Source organism: Vreelandella subterranea (assembly GCF_900111305.1).
In the GTDB taxonomy this organism is placed as follows: Bacteria; Pseudomonadota; Gammaproteobacteria; order Pseudomonadales; family Halomonadaceae; genus Vreelandella; species Vreelandella subterranea.
This window is the reverse complement of sequence record NZ_FOGS01000010.1, coordinates 21,341-37,218: the sequence shown is the minus strand read 5'-3', so window position 1 is coordinate 37,218 and position 15,878 is coordinate 21,341. Positions and strand designations below refer to the sequence as shown.

Genomic DNA, 15,878 nt, shown 5'->3' with positions numbered 1-15,878 from the left:
AGAGGACTTGAACCTCCACGACCATACGGTCACTAGCACCTGAAGCTAGCGCGTCTACCAATTCCGCCATCTGGGCAAGTGGCGCGTATGATACCCGTGTATTGGCTAAATGCAAGCGTTAGGCAGGGGTTTTTGACGTCGAAATACGAGAATCGTTGCCAAGGTGGTTGGGTGATGGGCCTCACAGCGCTATAATGCGCGTATGACCAAACAAAATATGAAATTTTTCAGCCAAGTGAAGGCTGAAAGCCCCCATCCGCGGCATGCAATGCACGCGCTTTTTTTACGCCTCCCGCCAACGCAAGCAAGGATGTTGATCGCATGAAGTACTGGACATTGAATGATGATCCGCACGCCGAGCGCGAGGCGCATAAATACGATAATCCCGCGCCGAGCCGTGAATATCTACTGGCGGCGCTGGAACAGCACGGTAAACCGGTTACCCACGAAGACATGAGCCAGCTGCTGGGTCTGGAAGACGAAGACCATCATGAAGCCGTGCGCCGTCGGCTGGCCGCCATGGAACGCGACGGCCAGGTGCTGCGCGACCGTCGAGGCGCCTACGCGCTGATCAACAAGCTCGACCTTATCAAGGGCAAGGTGCTTGGCCATCGTGACGGCTTCGGTTTTCTATTGCGCGACGACGGCAAGAAACCAGACCTTGTGCTGCCGCCGCGCCAGATGCGTCGCGTCTTCCATGGTGATCATGTGCTGGTGAGAATCAGCGGCCGTGACCGCCGTGGTCGCGATGAAGCCACCATTGCCGATGTCATCTCACGCAACACGCAGACCATAGTGGGTGTTTACCGCAGTAATACGCCGGAATTCGGCATCCTGATTCCCGAAAATCCGCGCATCACCCAGGAAGTGATTATCCCCCACAGCGCCTGTAACGGTGCTAAAGACGGGCAGGTCATTTCAGCCAAGATCGTCAAGCAACCTGAAACCCGGGTGCAGCCAGTGGGTGAGGTGATCGAAGTGCTCGGCGAGCGTATGGACCCGGGTATGGAAATCGATATCGCCATTCGCAGCTACGAGATTCCGGCTGAATTCCCGCCGGAAGTGCTGGACCAGACAAGCGGTATATCGGCAGAGGTGCTTGAAGACGATAAGCAGCACCGGGTCGACCTGCGTGACACACCGCTGGTGACCATCGATGACGAGTCGGCCAAGGACTTCGACGATGCGGTCTGCGCCTGGAAAACCAAGTCGGGTAGCTGGAAGCTGCTGGTGGCGATTGCGGATGTTTCCCACTATGTTCGCCCCGGCACGCCGCTTGACGATGAAGCACGCAAGCGGGGCAACTCGGTGTACTTCCCCGGTCAGGTAGTCCCCATGCTGCCGGAGCTGCTTTCCAACGGGCTGTGTTCGCTCAATCCGCACGTCGACCGGCTGGTGATGGTCTGCGAGATGAATATCTCAAAGACGGGCGCTATCAGCCGCTACCGTTTCTACGAAGCGGTGATGAACTCCCATGCACGTCTCACCTACAACAAGGTGGCGGCGATGCTCGAGGAGGACAACGAGGAAGGCAAGGCGCTGCGCGAAGAACATGCCGGGCTGGTCAAGCCGCTGGAAAACCTCCATGAGCTTTACACGCTGCTGCGCCAGGCGCGGGAAGAGCGCGGTGCGATCGACTTCGATACCACCGAAACGGCGATTATCTTCAACGATGAGCGCAAGATCGAGAAAATCGTGCCGCGCAGTCGTAACGATGCGCACAAGATGATCGAAGAGTGCATGCTGGCGGCCAACGTCGCCACCGCGCGCTTCCTGGATAAACATGATTTGCCCGCGCTGTACCGTATTCATGAGCGGCCGACGCCCGAGCGGCTCGATAAGCTGCGTCTCTTCCTTAACGAGCTGGGGCTCTCGCTAGGCGGTGGCGATATGCCAACGCCTCAGGACTACCAGGCGCTGCGTGAGACGATCACAGATCGTTCAGACTTCGATATCATCCAGACGGTCATGCTGCGCTCGATGAATCAGGCCGTGTATTCACCGCAGAACGAAGGGCACTTCGGCCTGGCCTATCAGGCTTATGCGCACTTTACCTCGCCGATTCGCCGCTATCCGGATCTGCTGGTGCACCGCGCCATCCGCTCAGTAATTCGCGGGCCGCGGCAGACCAATACCGTGCTAAGAGTCGAAGGTGCCCCGGTCGAGCCGCCGAGCAAGTGGTGCCCGTACACCTTCGAGCAGATGCTCGAACTGGGCGAGCACTGCTCCATGACCGAGCGCCGCGCCGATGACGCCACCCGCGACGTGGAAAGCTGGCTCAAGTGCGAGTTCATGTCCGACAAGCTGGGCGAAACCTTCGATGGCACCATTGCCTCGGTCACCCAGTTTGGTTTGTTTGTCCGCCTGGATGCGTTCTATGTGGAAGGCCTGGTGCACGTCACCTCGCTGCCGTCCGACTACTACCACTACGAGGCGGAAAAGCATCGTCTGAAAGGCGAGCGCACCGGCACCACCTACCGCCTGGGTGATGGTTTGAGCGTTCAGGTGGCCCGCGTGGACATGGACGATCGCAAGATCGATTTTGCCTTGGCCGACGAGAAACCGCGTCCGCGTCGCCAGCCGCGCAAAAAACCGTCCACCGAAGGGGCTAAGACGTCTGGCAAGGGCGATAAAGAAAGGTCCGGCAAGGATAAGCCCGGCCAGGATAAGCCCGGCAAGGATAAGCCCGATACGCGTCGTGGCCCCCGGCGCACGCGCAAGGGTCCGCGCAAGCCATCACCGAACAAGGGCTGAGCATGAAGTCGTCAGCCTCACAGAAGCGCCCGAACACCCCGGATGGCCTCGACCAGGTGTACGGCGTTCACGCCTTGCAGAGTCTGCTCGAGCGCGGTGAAGCCCCCAGGGAGATCTGGGTACAGCAGGGCGCTGGCAATCGGTTGAGCGAACTGCTGACCCAGGCGGGTGGCCAGGGCGCGCGCATCATAGAGCACCCGCGTGCCGTGCTGGATCAGTTGACCCAGGGAGCCGCGCATCAGGGCGTGGTGGCCTTTTGTCCGCCGCTGTCCCCCGAAAGCGAAGAATCACTGTGGCTCAAGCTGCGCGCCTGGCCGTCGAGCACACCGCCTTTGCTGCTGGTGCTGGATGGCGTGACCGATGTGCACAACTTCGGTGCCTGCCTGCGCAGTGCCGACGCCGCCGGGGCCCACGGCGTGATCGTCGCGAAAGACAAGGCGGCGCCCCTGAACGCAACCGTGCGGAAAGTGGCCTGTGGCGCCGCCGAGGTCGTGCCGGTGTATCAGGTTACTAACCTGGCCCGGGCGATGGCCAAGCTCAAGGACGCTGGCGTGTGGATTACCGGCACCGCCGGTGAGGCCGACGCCAGCGTATACGACATCGACATGTCGGGCCCGACCGCGCTGGTCATGGGAGCCGAAGGCAAGGGCATGCGCCGTTTGACCCGCGAGGCGTGCGATAACCTTGCCAAGCTGCCCATGGCCGGGCAGGTGTCGAGTCTGAATGTGTCCGTTGCTGCCGGTATCTGTTTATTTGAGGCGGTGCGCCAGCGTCAGCTTGCAAGTTAACCCGACCACCACTAGAATGCATGCGCCCGTTTGTCTGGCAAACGGGCGCTCGTTCTTATGAACGTTTGCTACGTACGGTTATTAAATCGTTGTTCTGCTTGATGCCAATGCCATTGAATCATCAATGGACGATGGCACTTCAGTTAACTCCTTGCTTCTATGTCGCGTTGCCTAGTGCTTGCGCATAAGAAGCTGCCAAACCGCAAGGAGATCCCATGCGTCATTATGAAATCGTGTTTATGGTCCACCCGGATCAAAGCGAGCAAGTCCCCGCCATGGTCGAGCGCTACACCAGCCTCGTGACCGAAAGCGGCGGCACTGTGCATCGCCTTGAAGATTGGGGCCGTCGTCACCTGGCTTACCCGATCAACAAGATCCACAAAGCCCATTACGTGCTGATGAACGTTGAATGTACGGGTGAGACACTCGACGAAATCGAGAACATCTTCCGCTTCAACGATGCCATCATCCGCAGCCTGGTTGTGCGCTGTAAAGAAGCCGTGACCGAAGCATCGCCGATGATGAAGCCGGCAGAAGAGAAGCGTCCGCGTCGCGAAGAAAAGCCGCGCGCTGAAGCTGAAGAATCTGAATCCGAATCTGCCTGATTGCATTCACTCCACGTAACCTAAGGAGCTTATTCCATGGCACGTTTTTTCCGTCGCCGTAAGTTTTGCCGCTTCACCGCCGAAGGCGTCAAGCAGATCGACTATAAAGATCTCGACACGCTGAAGGCTTACATCACCGAAACCGGTAAAATTGTTCCAAGCCGCATTACCGGCACCAAGGCCCGCTACCAGCGTCAGCTGGCAACGGCTATCAAGCGTTCGCGCTACCTGGCGCTGCTGCCCTATTCCGACAGCCACCAGTAAGCGCTTAACGTGATGCTAGCACTGGCGCGATGGCTAATGCGTGGCACGCCCTACGCCGCAGGCGGGGCAGCGTTGGCCACCCTCGTGCCCTGGCTGTTTTGGCTGGGTGCCGCCATCAGCGCACTGGTAACGCTTCGCCGCGGTTTTGCGCAAGCCCTGCCCGTTACCATCGCGGCGGCACTGCCAGCCGGGATGTGGTGGATGCAGGGTGATGTGATTCCGCTGTCCAGCATCTTGCTGGTGACGTTGATGGCCGTTGTCCTGCGTGAGCGCATGCGCTGGAGTGAAGCCCTTATTCTCGGCGCGATTGCCGCCGCCGTGATGGTACAGTTGGGTATCTTCAGCCCACCGGCGGGTACCGAGCAGATGCTCGAACAGCTACGCCAAGGCTCGCAGGAAGTTGATCGGATGCTCAACGAGTTTGCCGATCAGGGCTATGATACCCAGCAGCTAGCCGCGCTTGTCGTTGGTGGAGTCACGGGGTTTGTCGTGCTGCTTGCCGCGGTTGCCTGTCTGGCACTGGCGCGTAGCTGGCAAGCTGGGCTTTATAACCCGGGTGGTTTCCGTGAAGAGTTTCATGGGCTGCGTCTAGCACCCAAGGAACTGATCATGCTGATTGTCTTGAGTGTTATCAGCATGGTGCTGGGCATCTCCGCGTTGGCGATGCTGGCCTGGATACCACTGCTAGTGGCTGGCATTGCATTAGTGCATGGTATTGTTGGATTAAAGGGGATGAACGGGCTGTGGCTGGTAGCGTTCTATGTGCTGCTGATCACGACCTGGCCCACGATTCTCATTGTGCTGCTGTTGGGGCTGATAGATACATTCGCGAACATTCGCGCACGCCTTGCCCGCAGCAATTGACTAGAGGTTTACGAGATGGAAGTCATTCTGCTCGACAAAATTGGTAAGCTGGGCGGCCTTGGTGACAAAGTCACTGTGAAGCCTGGTTATGGTCGTAACTACCTGGTGCCTTACGGCTTGGCAGTACCGGCAACGAAAGATAATATTGCGGCGTTCGAAGCCCAGCGTGCTGAGCTCGAAGCCCAAGCGGCCGAGCGCAAGGCAGAAGCCGAAGCACGCGCTGAACAGCTCAACGACATCGAACTGTCGTTGGTCTCTAAAGCGGGCGAAGAAGGCAAGCTGTTTGGCTCGATTGGTCCTCGCGACCTGGCAGACGCCATTTCGTCTGCCGGTATCGAGGTGTCCAAAAGCGAAGTGCGTATGCCGCTGGGTCCGATTCGCCAGACCGGCGAATACGACATCGCGCTTCACTTGCACGCTGAAGTGGATGCCGCTGTACGCGTCGTCGTCGTCGCAGAGTAAGCACTGTACGACCGGCAACGTCCTAAAGGGCGCGGGGATTTCCCCGCGCCCTTTATTATTGGTAGACAGTCAGTATTTGTAGAGACAGTCAGTATTTGTTGACAGTCGAGCGTGACGCTCACGGTAGTGATTGCGATCATCGGCGGCTAAGATATAGCGTTTATTGACGACGCCGTCGTGTTTAAAGGAGCTCGTTATGCAGGACCAGCCACCCGCTGACCAGGAAACGGCAGCGCTCAAGCTGCCACCCCACTCGCTAGAGGCAGAGCAGTCAGTACTGGGCGGGCTGATGCTGGATAATCAGGCCTGGGACGGTATTTCCGACCGCCTGGTGGCCGACGATTTCTATCGCTATGAGCATCGCCTGGTGTTCAACGTGATGATCCATCTGGCTGAGTCCGGGCAGCCAATGGACGTGGTGACGCTCTCTGAAGCGCTGGAAGATCGCGACCAGCTGGATACCGTGGGCGGGCTGGCGTTTCTGGCCGAACTGGCAAGGAACACGCCCTCGGCGAGCAATATTCGCGCCTATGCGGATATCGTCCGCGAACGGGCGACGCTGCGCAAGCTGATCCGGGCCGCCAATCAGATCGCCGAAGGAGCCTTTGCGCCCCAGGGGCGTCCTGCCGATGAGCTGCTCAACGAAGCCGAGCGGCTGGTCTTCCAGATTGCCGAAGAGCGCCCCAAGACGGGCGGCCCCATCGGCATGAGCGACCTCTTGACCAAAGCGGTCGACCGCATCGACGAGCTCTTCAACCTCAAAGGCCAGATGACCGGTTTATCGTCGGGCTTTCGCGATCTCGATGAAATGACATCCGGGCTCCAGCCGTCTGACCTGGTGATCATCGCCGGAAGGCCCTCGATGGGTAAGTGCTTGATGAGTGGGTCGCGTCTGGTCGACCCGGACACGGGCGCGCTGGTTACGATTGATAAACTCGTGGCACGTCAACAAGCGCCGCTTCTGACGCTAACCGATGATTTCAAGCTGAAGCAATCCCATGCATCGGCGTTTGTCGACGATGGCGAAAAGCCCGTTTTCCGCGTTCGGACGGCGACAGGAAGAGAAGTGGCGACAACGCTAACGCACCCGTTTTTAACCGGTGATGGCTGGCAGCCGCTGGAAAAGATAGCCGTTGGTGAGCGCATTGCGGTGCCCCGTGAAATACCGGTGTTTGGCCAAGAGGCAATGCCTGAGCATCAAGTCAAGATGTTGGCGTTCATGTTGGCCGATGGGGGCACAACGCAAACCTGCCCCATGTTCACCAACCATAGCACCGAACTTCGCGCTGAATTTACCCAAGCGGTAAGCCATTTTCCTGGCGTCACTTGTCGTTTGGTTGAAAATGCAGACAAAGCGGCTGGAAGGGCACCCGTCTTACGAGTTAGCCGTGATGCAGCCCGCTTTCACCCTTTGAGGGAGCGGTTCTCACAAACACTGCGCGAGACACTAACGGCCAAGCGCATGACCGGAGAGGCGTTGGCCGCGTGGCTAAACGTGAGTAAAGCAGCGGTTAGTGCCTGGTGCAATGGAAACGCTGTGCCTGCTCAGGCAACCTACATGCGTCTTTGCGAGACGTTGAACATGCCTTTGGCCAGTGACAATGCTGAATTCGACTATAGCGCTGTGGCTAAAAATGCGCCAAACCCTGTCAGGCAGTTTCTTGAAGCGCACGGTGTATGGGCCAAAAAGGCACAGCACAAGCGCATGCCAGAGTGCATATTTCGGTTACCTAAACAGCCGTTAGCCCTGTTTCTAAATCGCCTTTTTGCTTGTGATGGCAGCGCCTTTGTGGAGGCAAATGGCCAAGGCCGTATCAGCTATGCATCATCAAGCCGTGAACTGATCCGCGATGTCCAGCATTTGCTACTCCGCTTTGGCATCTTGAGCAAAATCCGTGAGAAGCAGCATCGGTACGCCAATCTGCGCCAATCACCCTGGGAGCTTGAGATACTTGACCAGGCAAGCCAAAAACGTTTCATCCAGGACGTTGGTATTTATAGCAAAGAGCAGGCATTAGAATCGGTTAGTGCCTGTCTCAATACAAAACGTATGCACAGTAACCGCGATAGCTTGCCCAAGTCGGTCAATCGCTATGTGCTGGCCAGGAAAGGCGAGCGTTCCTGGTGTGAGCTGTTTGCGCAATCGGGTGACCCCTTGCCGGTGGGTTATAACCCCCATTTGTCAGGTCGCAGTGAGCGCTGCCTATCACGCCACCGGACTGCCGAATTTGCCCGCCTCCTAGAGGGGGATGCATACCTCGAAAATCTAGCGACATCCGATGTTTATTGGGATGAGGTTGTCGCCATCGAGCCCCTCGGCATGCAGCAGGTCTACGACTTGACGGTAGACGATACGCATAACTTTGTTGCGGAAGATATCTGTGTTCATAACACCACCTTCGCCATGAATTTGGTCGAGCACGCCGTCATTTCCAGCGATAAACCGGTGATGGTGTTTTCCATGGAGATGCCCGCCGAATCGCTGATGCTGCGGATGCTGTCTTCCCTGGGGCGTATCGACCAGACCCGCGTGCGTACCGGGCAACTGGAAGACGAAGATTGGCCGCGGCTGACTTCAGCGGTCAACCTGCTGAAAGACAAGCAGCTGTTTATTGACGATACAGCGGCGCTGTCGCCCAATGAAATGCGCTCGCGTATTCGCCGTGTCGTGCGTGAGCACGGCAACATGGCGATGATCATGATCGACTATCTGCAGCTGATGCAGATCAGCGGTTTTTCCGAAAACCGCACCGGCGAGATCTCGGAAATTTCACGTTCACTGAAGGGGTTGGCGAAAGAGTTCAACTGCCCGGTCGTCGCCCTTTCGCAGCTGAACCGCTCCCTTGAGCAGCGCCCCAACAAGCGTCCGGTCATGTCGGATCTGAGGGAATGTGTGACAGGGGACACCTTAGTGACCCTGGAGACTGGTGAACGGGCACCCATTAGCGAGCTTGTAGGCCAAACGCCAAACGTCATCTCGATGGCGGAAAGTGGAAAACTCCAGCCAGCGAAAACGGACTTGATATGGTCAGTTGGTGTCAAGCCTGTCTTTGAAGTAACGCTTGCGAGCGGGCGGAGAGTCCGTTGCACTGGCGAGCATCGTCTTAAGGCGCTGTGGGGCTGGAAAACGGTTGCCAGCCTTGAAACCGGGGACCGGCTTGCTATCTCACGTCAACTGGCCGAACCAGATAATCCCAGTGTCTGGGATGAGCATGCCATCATCTTAATGGCACACCTGCTTGGTGATGGTAGTTATGTGAAAGGCCAGCCAATGCGTTATACAACAGCCAGTGAAGCGAACAGCGAAGCAGTAACTCAGGCCGCAACACAATTTGGCTCAACGGTAACGCGCCACACTGGCAGGGGGAATTGGCATCAATTAGTGATCGCCGGCAATGGAAACCGCTGGCATGCGAGCGGCGTTGCGGCGTGGTTGAAATCTTTGGGGGTATTTGGTCAGCGCTCTGCTGATAAACATATTCCCCGGGAGCTTTTTAAGCTTTCCAACGACCAGATTGCCCTTTTTCTGCGGCACCTTTGGGCCACAGACGGCAGTATTACGACCGATGCCAATCAGCGAACACGCATATACTTTTCCACCGTTAGCCGCCGACTGATTGACGATGTTGCCGCCTTGCTGCTGCGTTTTGGCATTGTGGCCCGCATTCGGCGCGTCGTGTCTGGTGAAGGCGGTGGATGGTACACCGCCGACATCTCAGGCCTTGAGCAGCAACGTCGCTATGCTGAATATATCGGGGCGTTTGGCCATCAGAAAGAAGCCATGGACAACTGGCTTGCCTCTGCCGTGGCTAATAGCAATACCAACATCGATACACTTCCTCAGGAAGTATTTGAGTACGTTAAGCAAGAAATGGGCGCTAAAGGTATCAGTCAGCGCAAAATGGCATCGATGCGAAATACCGCATATGGAGGAAGTGCTCACTTCAGCTATTCTCCCTCTCGCAAGACGCTTAGCCACTATGCGGACCTTTTAGAGAACCAGGCGCTGAAACAAATCGCGACCAGTGATCTATTCTGGGACAAGGTCGTCGAGGTTCGTGCCTGTGGAGAAGAAGAGGTCTTTGACCTGACGGTACCGGGTAATGCTTGTTGGTTAGCCAATGATATTGTTAGCCATAACTCGGGCGCCATCGAACAGGATGCAGACGTGATCGCCTTCGTTTACCGCGATGAGGTCTATAATCCAGATAACCCTGATAATCAGGGGATTGCCGAGCTGATTATCGGTAAGCAGCGTAACGGTCCCATCGGCACCGTGCACATGGCCTTTATCGGCCGCTACACACGCTTTGAAGATCTGGCACCGGACAGCTACGGCGAAGCTTTCGGCGACTAGATGTGTAATGAGTCGCTTGAGCATGGTCGGCAAGCTCGTATAATGCCCGGCCCATCAGTAAACAGAACGGGAGCACAGCATGGCAGGTGGTTTTCGGCGTGGTAATCGTCAGCGTCTACCCAAGTTGGAAGCGCGCGGGGAGTTGCAGTCCCTCGAACGCGAAGGGCCCTTCAAGGAGTGGCTGGGCATGCCCGACCTGTACCGCTACTACATCGAGGTCGATGGCGAAAAATACAGCTACCAGACCGAAGACTCGGAGTTGCCGGTGAAGGTAGGGGATAAAGTGGTGTTTCGTTACAAGCAGACCAAAGCAGGCAACTGGATAGATCGCAATTCGCTGGGCAAGGCGATTGACCCCTCGGAATATCAATAGCCTGAGCTAGGAACTCTCCTGGGGTATCAGCGTCATAGCCTTAACATAGCACTGCAACAAAAATGCCATTATCTTTCGGCATGCTATGTGACTGAGATGCTAATAACCCCAGGAGGGAGCCATGGAAATGACGTCGCTCAAGGCGTTTGTTGCTCAACATGATAATTTCGAAATACGTGTTATCAGCCATGCGGGCAGCCGCTACTATCAAGTGGAGCTGGAAGACGTGGAAGGCACACGCCATATGCTGACCCGGCGGGGCAAGCCGATGATGTTTCGCGCGCTGGATGATATCTATCTGGAGCTGAAACGCGCCGACATCCATCGCGCCTATCTGGTTCAGCACGTCGCTCACGACGAAATGATTGGCCGTGATGCTCACTACAATGCTCCGTTAAGCTCGCGTGTGCCGCTGGTTTTTTAAACCTTTCGCATGCGCGCTATCACGATCCGCTAGACCGTTTCTCCCACCACTGGCCCAGTCGTACCCGTCGACGGGCAAACCATCGGTAGCCCCAGTTAAGGGCTCCTTTCAATCCCGGCAGGCACGATAGCCAAACCAGCCGCCGGTATCCCAGAACGGCATACAGGGCTCGGCTAGCTTCCATGCCGATATACCAGTTGCCCTGGCTGTCTTTTACGTGAAGCAATCCCATCATTGCCTCGAACGCTTCTCGATCGTGGGTGGCGTTGAATTCAGCACTCTGAATGTCTACCAGCCGGATGCGGTCCTGATGGTGGTGCCGGGAAAGCCAGTTAACCTCCACGCGGCAAAAAGGACAGTGACCATCGTGGTAGAGCGTCACAGGCGCACTAGCGTCAAGCGGGCTGAATCGACTCATGAAGTGGTCTCCTTTGTATAGCCGGCGGTGTGGTGGGGCTGCCCGTAACCTGGTGAAGTTTCAAGCTGATCGAGAAATTGCTGCGCCTGTTGATGAATGACCGTGCGTTTGTCAGATGCCATGCGATCAAGCGAGCCATAAATCAATTTCATGCGCGGGTTATGCTGCAAGGTGTCGCGGTGTTGCTCGAGGAAATGCCAGTACAAACTGTTGAAGGGGCAGGCCTTCTCACCGGTTACCTGGTTGGGTGAGTAGCGGCAGTGTTGGCAATGATCCGACATCTTGTTGATGTATTTGCCTGACGCGCAGTAGGGCTTGGACCCCATCTGGCCGCCGTCGGCGTGCAGCACCATGCCCAGCGTATTGGGCAGCTCCACCCATTCGCAGGCATCGATGTATACCGCCAGATACCAGTCACACAGTGCCTCCGGTTTGACCCCGCACAGCAGAGCGAAGTTGCCGGTTACCATCAGACGCTGGATATGGTGCGCGTAGCCGTTGTCCATGGTCATTTCCACTGCCCGCTTCAAGCAGTGCATGTCGGTGTTGGCGTCCCAGTAAAAGGACGGCAAATCACGCTCGAAACCCAACGAATTACGGCGCTTGTAGTCGGGCATCTGCGTCCAGTAAAGCCCCCGCACGTACTCGCGCCAGCCAAGTATCTGGCGAATGAAGCCCTCAACGGCGTTGATAGGCGCTTCTCCATCGAGGTAACGCTGCTCGGCCGCCCGGCACACCTCTTGCGGTGAGAGCAGGCCGATATTGAGTGCGGCCGACAGGCGAGAGTGAAACAGGAAGTCGGCGCTTTCACTGATGGCATCCTGATAACGGCCAAAATCAGCCAGGCAGTGGTCAAGGAAATGCCGCAAATCCGTGAGCGCCTGGCGGCGCGTCACCGGCCAGTTGAACGTCGCCAGGTCGCCCATGTGGTCGGGAAAATGACGTTCCACCGCATCGAAGGCGGCCTGGGTCATCTTTTCGTAGTGATGCCTGGGTGGCGCCGGAAACGCCAAGTCGCCCTTGATCGGCTCGCGGTTATCATGATCAAAGTTCCACTGCCCGCCCATTGGCTTTCCGTCTTCCATCAACAGCCCGGTGCGTTTGCGCTGCTCACGGTAGAAGTACTCAAGGCGTAGCTGTTTGCGTCCCTCAGCCCACTGGCTGAAGTCGTCGGGCGTCGTGAAAAAACGATCGTCCTCGTGAAGCTGCCAGGGCAGCTCGGCGGTTTGGCGGTTCAGCATGGCTTCATAAAGCCGCCATTCGCCGGGGCGCGTCACGCGTATCTCATCGCAGCCGTAAAGCCGGGCCAGGCGCTCTGCTTCCCCGATCAACGAGTGGCAGTTGTCAGCATCATCCAGATTGCTGTAGTGAACCTCGAAGCCCTGTTGGCGCAGCTGGTAGGCAAAGTGGCGCATGGCGGCGAAGAACAGGCCAAGCTTGTGGCTATGATGGGGAACGTAGCTCGCTTCTTCGGCCACTTCGCATAGGGCGACAACGGCATTGTCAGGCGCGTGGCGCAACGTGGCCAAAGAAAGCGACAGCTGATCGCCCAGCACGAGCAGTAAAGGCTTAGACATAAATTAACCTAACTATGTACAAATAATGTTAATAGTATAACTTTATGCCGCCGGTTTGCAGAAAAGTGATAGGATTTATTTTTCAAGGTGCTGTCAGCAGGAGTGAATATCATGACCGAGCAAGTCGCAAAGGATCAGCCGGGCGAAAGTCGCCTAATGCATGCCCCCAGCGACCATCCCCCTGTACCCCGCGCGAAGGTGGGCGTGGTATTGGCCAACCTGGGGACGCCGGATGCCACCGACTACTGGTCGATGCGTCGTTACCTTAGCGAGTTCCTGTCTGATAAACGGGTGGTCGATTATGCCAACTGGAAGTGGCAGCCGTTGCTGCAACTGATCATCTTGACCAAGCGGCCATTCTCATCAGGTAACGCCTACAAAAGCATCTGGAACAACGAGCTGAACGAAAGCCCACTGCTGACCACTACCCGGGCGCAAACACAGAAAATGACCGAACGTTTGAAAGCGCTCTACGGCGATGATGTGGAGGTCGATTTCTGCATGCGCTACGGCAATCCTTCGACCGAAAGCGTGCTGAACCGCCTGAAGGATAAAGGCTGCGAAAAGATTGTCTTCTTTCCGCTCTACCCTCAGTACGGCTCGCCCACCACGGCGACGGCCAACGACCAGGCGTTTCGCACCCTGATGAAAATGAAGTGGCAGCCGTCCATTCGCACCGTGCCCGCCTACTTCGATCATCCGGCCTATACCGATGCGCTGGCCAACTCGGTGCGGGAGGCCTACGAAGGCTTCACGACGCGGCCGACCAAGCTGGTTGCCAGCTACCACGGCGTGCCCGAGCGGTACCTGCTTGAAGGCGACCCCTACCACTGCCAATGCCAGAAAACCACACGCCTGCTGCGCGAAAAGCTGGGGTTCAGCAAGGAAGAAGTCGACACCGCCTTCCAATCGCAGTTTGGCCCCGAAAAGTGGGTCGGCCCTCAGACAGTCGATCACGTAGCTGAATTGGCCAAGCAGGGCCACAAGCACATCGCCATCCTGTCGCCAGCGTTTTCATCGGACTGCGTCGAGACGCTGGAAGAAATCAAGGAAGAGATACACGACAGCTTCATGGAGGCGGGAGGAGAAACCTTCAGTTATATCCCCTGCCTGAACGACCGCGAAGACCACATCGATGCGCTGGTGGCGGTGGTCAACAACGAATTGTCGGGGTGGTTATAGGCGAACACCCTATCTCTACTATTTTTCTCTTTTTGTCATTGGCCACCTACGGGTGGCTTTTTTTACCTGGAGGCACCGGCGAGTGGCGTATAGGCATGGAAAAATATATGTACAATAGTTGTACTGTATACGATATGATGTCTATGTTTAGAGGGCGCCTTCTGTTAGGCGAGCATCAAGATGCCACATCAACACCATTTACCGGAAAAAGTCTGCGTTCACTGCCAGCGCCCGTTTACTTGGCGAAAGAAATGGGCGCGATGCTGGGATGAGGTCCGCTATTGCAGCAAACGCTGTCAGCGCGAAGCCCGGATAGCAAAACGCGCTGAGGAGACCTGAGCATGAACAGCACGATCGATATCGTCTGGCTGCACGACGACCTCAGAGTGACGGATAACCCGCTGCTGCGCCTGGACGACCTGCCGGATCACCTTGTCTGTCTTTATGTGCTTGATGAGGCGTGGCTGGCGCCATTATTCGACGATGACGATGTATCGCGAATTGGTCCGGCAAGGCTACGTTTCTTGTGGCAGTGCCTGATGGAGCTGCGCGGTGAGCTGTTACAGCGGGGTAGCGACCTGTTGGTGCGCATCGGCGATCCCGTCGAGGAGGTTGTGGCGCTCGCCGGAAAGCTTCAGGCGCGCAAAGTAAGGGTTGCCGAGCACGTCGGTGTAGAGGAAAAACAGCAAATCCAGGCGGTCAGGGATCGGCTGTCGGAGACCACAGCCGTTGAGTGCCATGAATCGGGCCGGTTGATCGACGAGCAGGCCCTGCCGTTCGATCTATCTCAACTGCCCGAGAGCTTCTCGGCCTTTCGGCGCCAAGTCGAGAAACACTGCGTCACTCCCCCAAGCCTGGCCGCACCGGTTACCTTACCCGCCTGGCCCGACGCGCCGCGTGGCTTCCCGCCGCTGAACAAGGTCTGTCCCGTCAGTGCGAACTGGCAGCCCGATGCGCGTCAAGGGATGGATTTTGCAGGCGGCGAGGCGGCTGGCCGCGCGCGCCTGCACCAGTACATCTGGCAGCAACATGGTCCGGCGACCTACAAGAAAACCCGCAACGGGCTCTTGGGGGCTAATTTTTCTACCCGCTTCTCACCCTGGCTGGCCCATGGTTGCATATCGCCGCGTCAGGTGCGGGATGAGGTGAAAGCCTGGGAATCACAGTACGGCAGTAATGAATCCAGTTACTGGATTGGTTTCGAGTTGCTATGGCGGGAGTATTTTTTACGCGCGGCGCAACTGGAGGGTGAGGCCCTGTTCGGCCGGGCCCAGCTGCCTGCCACCAATCCAGACTTTGACGCCTGGCGCAACGCGACGACGGGCGTGCCGTTTATCGACGCCGCGATGCTGGAGCTCAGCCGCACGGGGTGGATCTCCAATCGGGTCCGCCAGAACGTCGCCAGTTTCCTGGTCAAGGATCTGGGCGTGGACTGGCGACTCGGCGCTGCCTGGTTCGAGCACTGCCTGCTGGACTACGATGTGGCGAGTAACTGGGGCAACTGGCGTTATATTGCCGGGGTCGGGCGCGACCCGCGCCAGGATCGCTACTTTAATGTATTGAAGCAGGCAGGCCATTATGACCCTAAAGGCTTTTATGTGGCGCACTGGTTGCCTGAACTGGAAAATTTGCCCAATGGTCTGGCTCGGCATCAGCCATGGCGAGTTGCCGCCGAACGTTTCCCGGCACCTCGGGTGGCACCCGAGGCCTGGCAGCGCTGGCTGATCGATGAAGCGCAACTGGAAGCAACTGACGAGTAACTGGACAGGCAAGTAACTGAAAGACGAGTAACTGACAGACGAGTAACTGA

14 protein-coding genes are annotated in these 15,878 nt (G+C 57.2%); 12 read left to right on the top strand and 2 right to left on the bottom strand.

The genetic code is table 11. The features are described 5' to 3' along the window. Nucleotides 1-321 precede the first annotated feature (321 nt). The 9 genes from rnr to BMX75_RS14140 all read left to right on the top strand — a co-directional run bounded on the left by rnr (nt 322) and on the right by BMX75_RS14140 (nt 10,891). Nucleotides 322-2,754 carry a ribonuclease R gene (gene rnr / locus BMX75_RS14180; RefSeq protein ID WP_092828998.1) on the top strand — a complete coding sequence of 811 codons (2,433 nt, stop codon included), beginning with the start codon at nt 322-324 and terminating at the stop codon, nt 2,752-2,754. Nucleotides 2,755-2,756: 2 nt separating this feature from the next. Then, nucleotides 2,757-3,542 (top strand): 23S rRNA (guanosine(2251)-2'-O)-methyltransferase RlmB, encoded by a 786-nt coding sequence (gene rlmB / locus BMX75_RS14175; protein ID WP_092828996.1) that lies wholly within the window; start codon nt 2,757-2,759, stop codon nt 3,540-3,542. Nucleotides 3,543-3,757: 215 nt separating this feature from the next. Next, nucleotides 3,758-4,147, top strand: a complete 390-nt coding sequence (gene rpsF / locus BMX75_RS14170) for a 30S ribosomal protein S6 (protein ID WP_066321716.1) — start codon at nt 3,758-3,760, stop codon at nt 4,145-4,147. A 36-nt stretch (nt 4,148-4,183) separates the two neighbouring features. Further along, on the top strand, nt 4,184-4,411 hold the full coding sequence (gene rpsR, locus BMX75_RS14165; RefSeq protein WP_009097135.1) for a 30S ribosomal protein S18: 228 nt from the start codon (nt 4,184-4,186) through the stop codon (nt 4,409-4,411). A gap of 12 nt (nt 4,412-4,423) precedes the next feature. Further along, nucleotides 4,424-5,275 carry a hypothetical protein gene (locus BMX75_RS14160; RefSeq protein WP_092828994.1) on the top strand — a complete coding sequence of 284 codons (852 nt, stop codon included), beginning with the start codon at nt 4,424-4,426 and terminating at the stop codon, nt 5,273-5,275. A gap of 15 nt (nt 5,276-5,290) precedes the next feature. Next, nucleotides 5,291-5,737, top strand: a complete 447-nt coding sequence (rplI, locus tag BMX75_RS14155; RefSeq protein ID WP_066321718.1) for a 50S ribosomal protein L9 — start codon at nt 5,291-5,293, stop codon at nt 5,735-5,737. A 196-nt stretch (nt 5,738-5,933) separates the two neighbouring features. Continuing rightward, complete coding sequence (dnaB, locus tag BMX75_RS14150; protein WP_092828992.1) at nt 5,934-10,094, top strand: replicative DNA helicase; 4,161 nt, start codon at nt 5,934-5,936, stop codon at nt 10,092-10,094. Between the two features lie 79 nt (nt 10,095-10,173). Then, entirely contained in the window at nt 10,174-10,467 is a 294-nt protein-coding gene (locus tag BMX75_RS14145; protein WP_066321721.1) for a hypothetical protein, read from the top strand. Between the two features lie 121 nt (nt 10,468-10,588). Continuing rightward, nucleotides 10,589-10,891, top strand: coding sequence for a DUF6482 family protein (locus BMX75_RS14140; protein WP_066321722.1), 303 nt, complete (start codon nt 10,589-10,591; stop codon nt 10,889-10,891). A 19-nt stretch (nt 10,892-10,910) separates the two neighbouring features. Here the strand turns inward: BMX75_RS14140 and BMX75_RS14135 are convergent, their stop codons facing one another. Together BMX75_RS14135 and BMX75_RS14130 are read right to left on the bottom strand one after the other, a co-directional pair. Continuing rightward, a complete protein-coding gene (locus BMX75_RS14135; RefSeq protein ID WP_092828990.1) occupies nt 10,911-11,309 on the bottom strand; it encodes a thiol-disulfide oxidoreductase DCC family protein in 399 nt (132 codons plus the stop codon). After that, the gene (locus BMX75_RS14130; RefSeq protein WP_092828988.1) at nt 11,306-12,886 is read right to left on the bottom strand and encodes a cryptochrome/photolyase family protein; all 1,581 of its coding nucleotides are present in this window, start codon (nt 12,884-12,886) and stop codon (nt 11,306-11,308) included. Before BMX75_RS14130 ends, BMX75_RS14135 begins: the two co-directional genes overlap by 4 nt. Nucleotides 12,887-12,997: 111 nt before the next feature. Here BMX75_RS14130 and hemH point away from each other — a divergent pair, with 111 nt between their 5' ends. The 3 genes from hemH (at nt 12,998) to BMX75_RS14115 (ending at nt 15,828) form a co-directional block, all read left to right on the top strand. Further along, nucleotides 12,998-14,068, top strand: coding sequence for a ferrochelatase (gene hemH, locus BMX75_RS14125; protein ID WP_092828986.1), 1,071 nt, complete (start codon nt 12,998-13,000; stop codon nt 14,066-14,068). A 180-nt stretch (nt 14,069-14,248) separates the two neighbouring features. After that, the gene (locus BMX75_RS18415) at nt 14,249-14,407 is read left to right on the top strand and encodes a DUF2256 domain-containing protein (protein ID WP_082926121.1); all 159 of its coding nucleotides are present in this window, start codon (nt 14,249-14,251) and stop codon (nt 14,405-14,407) included. A 2-nt stretch (nt 14,408-14,409) separates the two neighbouring features. After that, a complete protein-coding gene (locus tag BMX75_RS14115; protein ID WP_092828984.1) occupies nt 14,410-15,828 on the top strand; it encodes a DASH family cryptochrome in 1,419 nt (472 codons plus the stop codon). The last annotated feature ends 50 nt before the right edge of the window (nt 15,829-15,878 follow it).

What these genes read in the sequence shown, in the direction of transcription:
- rnr (WP_092828998.1), top strand. Translation starts at nt 322, where the DNA reads ATGAAGTACTGGACATTGAATGATGATCCGCACGCCGAGCGCGAGGCG.
- rlmB (WP_092828996.1), top strand. Translation starts at nt 2,757, where the DNA reads ATGAAGTCGTCAGCCTCACAGAAGCGCCCGAACACCCCGGATGGCCTC.
- rpsF (WP_066321716.1), top strand. Translation starts at nt 3,758, where the DNA reads ATGCGTCATTATGAAATCGTGTTTATGGTCCACCCGGATCAAAGCGAG.
- rpsR (WP_009097135.1), top strand. Translation starts at nt 4,184, where the DNA reads ATGGCACGTTTTTTCCGTCGCCGTAAGTTTTGCCGCTTCACCGCCGAA.
- BMX75_RS14160 (WP_092828994.1), top strand. Translation starts at nt 4,424, where the DNA reads ATGCTAGCACTGGCGCGATGGCTAATGCGTGGCACGCCCTACGCCGCA.
- rplI (WP_066321718.1), top strand. Translation starts at nt 5,291, where the DNA reads ATGGAAGTCATTCTGCTCGACAAAATTGGTAAGCTGGGCGGCCTTGGT.
- dnaB (WP_092828992.1), top strand. Translation starts at nt 5,934, where the DNA reads ATGCAGGACCAGCCACCCGCTGACCAGGAAACGGCAGCGCTCAAGCTG.
- BMX75_RS14145 (WP_066321721.1), top strand. Translation starts at nt 10,174, where the DNA reads ATGGCAGGTGGTTTTCGGCGTGGTAATCGTCAGCGTCTACCCAAGTTG.
- BMX75_RS14140 (WP_066321722.1), top strand. Translation starts at nt 10,589, where the DNA reads ATGGAAATGACGTCGCTCAAGGCGTTTGTTGCTCAACATGATAATTTC.
- BMX75_RS14135 (WP_092828990.1), bottom strand. Translation starts at nt 11,309, where the DNA reads ATGAGTCGATTCAGCCCGCTTGACGCTAGTGCGCCTGTGACGCTCTAC.
- BMX75_RS14130 (WP_092828988.1), bottom strand. Translation starts at nt 12,886, where the DNA reads ATGTCTAAGCCTTTACTGCTCGTGCTGGGCGATCAGCTGTCGCTTTCT.
- hemH (WP_092828986.1), top strand. Translation starts at nt 12,998, where the DNA reads ATGACCGAGCAAGTCGCAAAGGATCAGCCGGGCGAAAGTCGCCTAATG.
- BMX75_RS18415 (WP_082926121.1), top strand. Translation starts at nt 14,249, where the DNA reads ATGCCACATCAACACCATTTACCGGAAAAAGTCTGCGTTCACTGCCAG.
- BMX75_RS14115 (WP_092828984.1), top strand. Translation starts at nt 14,410, where the DNA reads ATGAACAGCACGATCGATATCGTCTGGCTGCACGACGACCTCAGAGTG.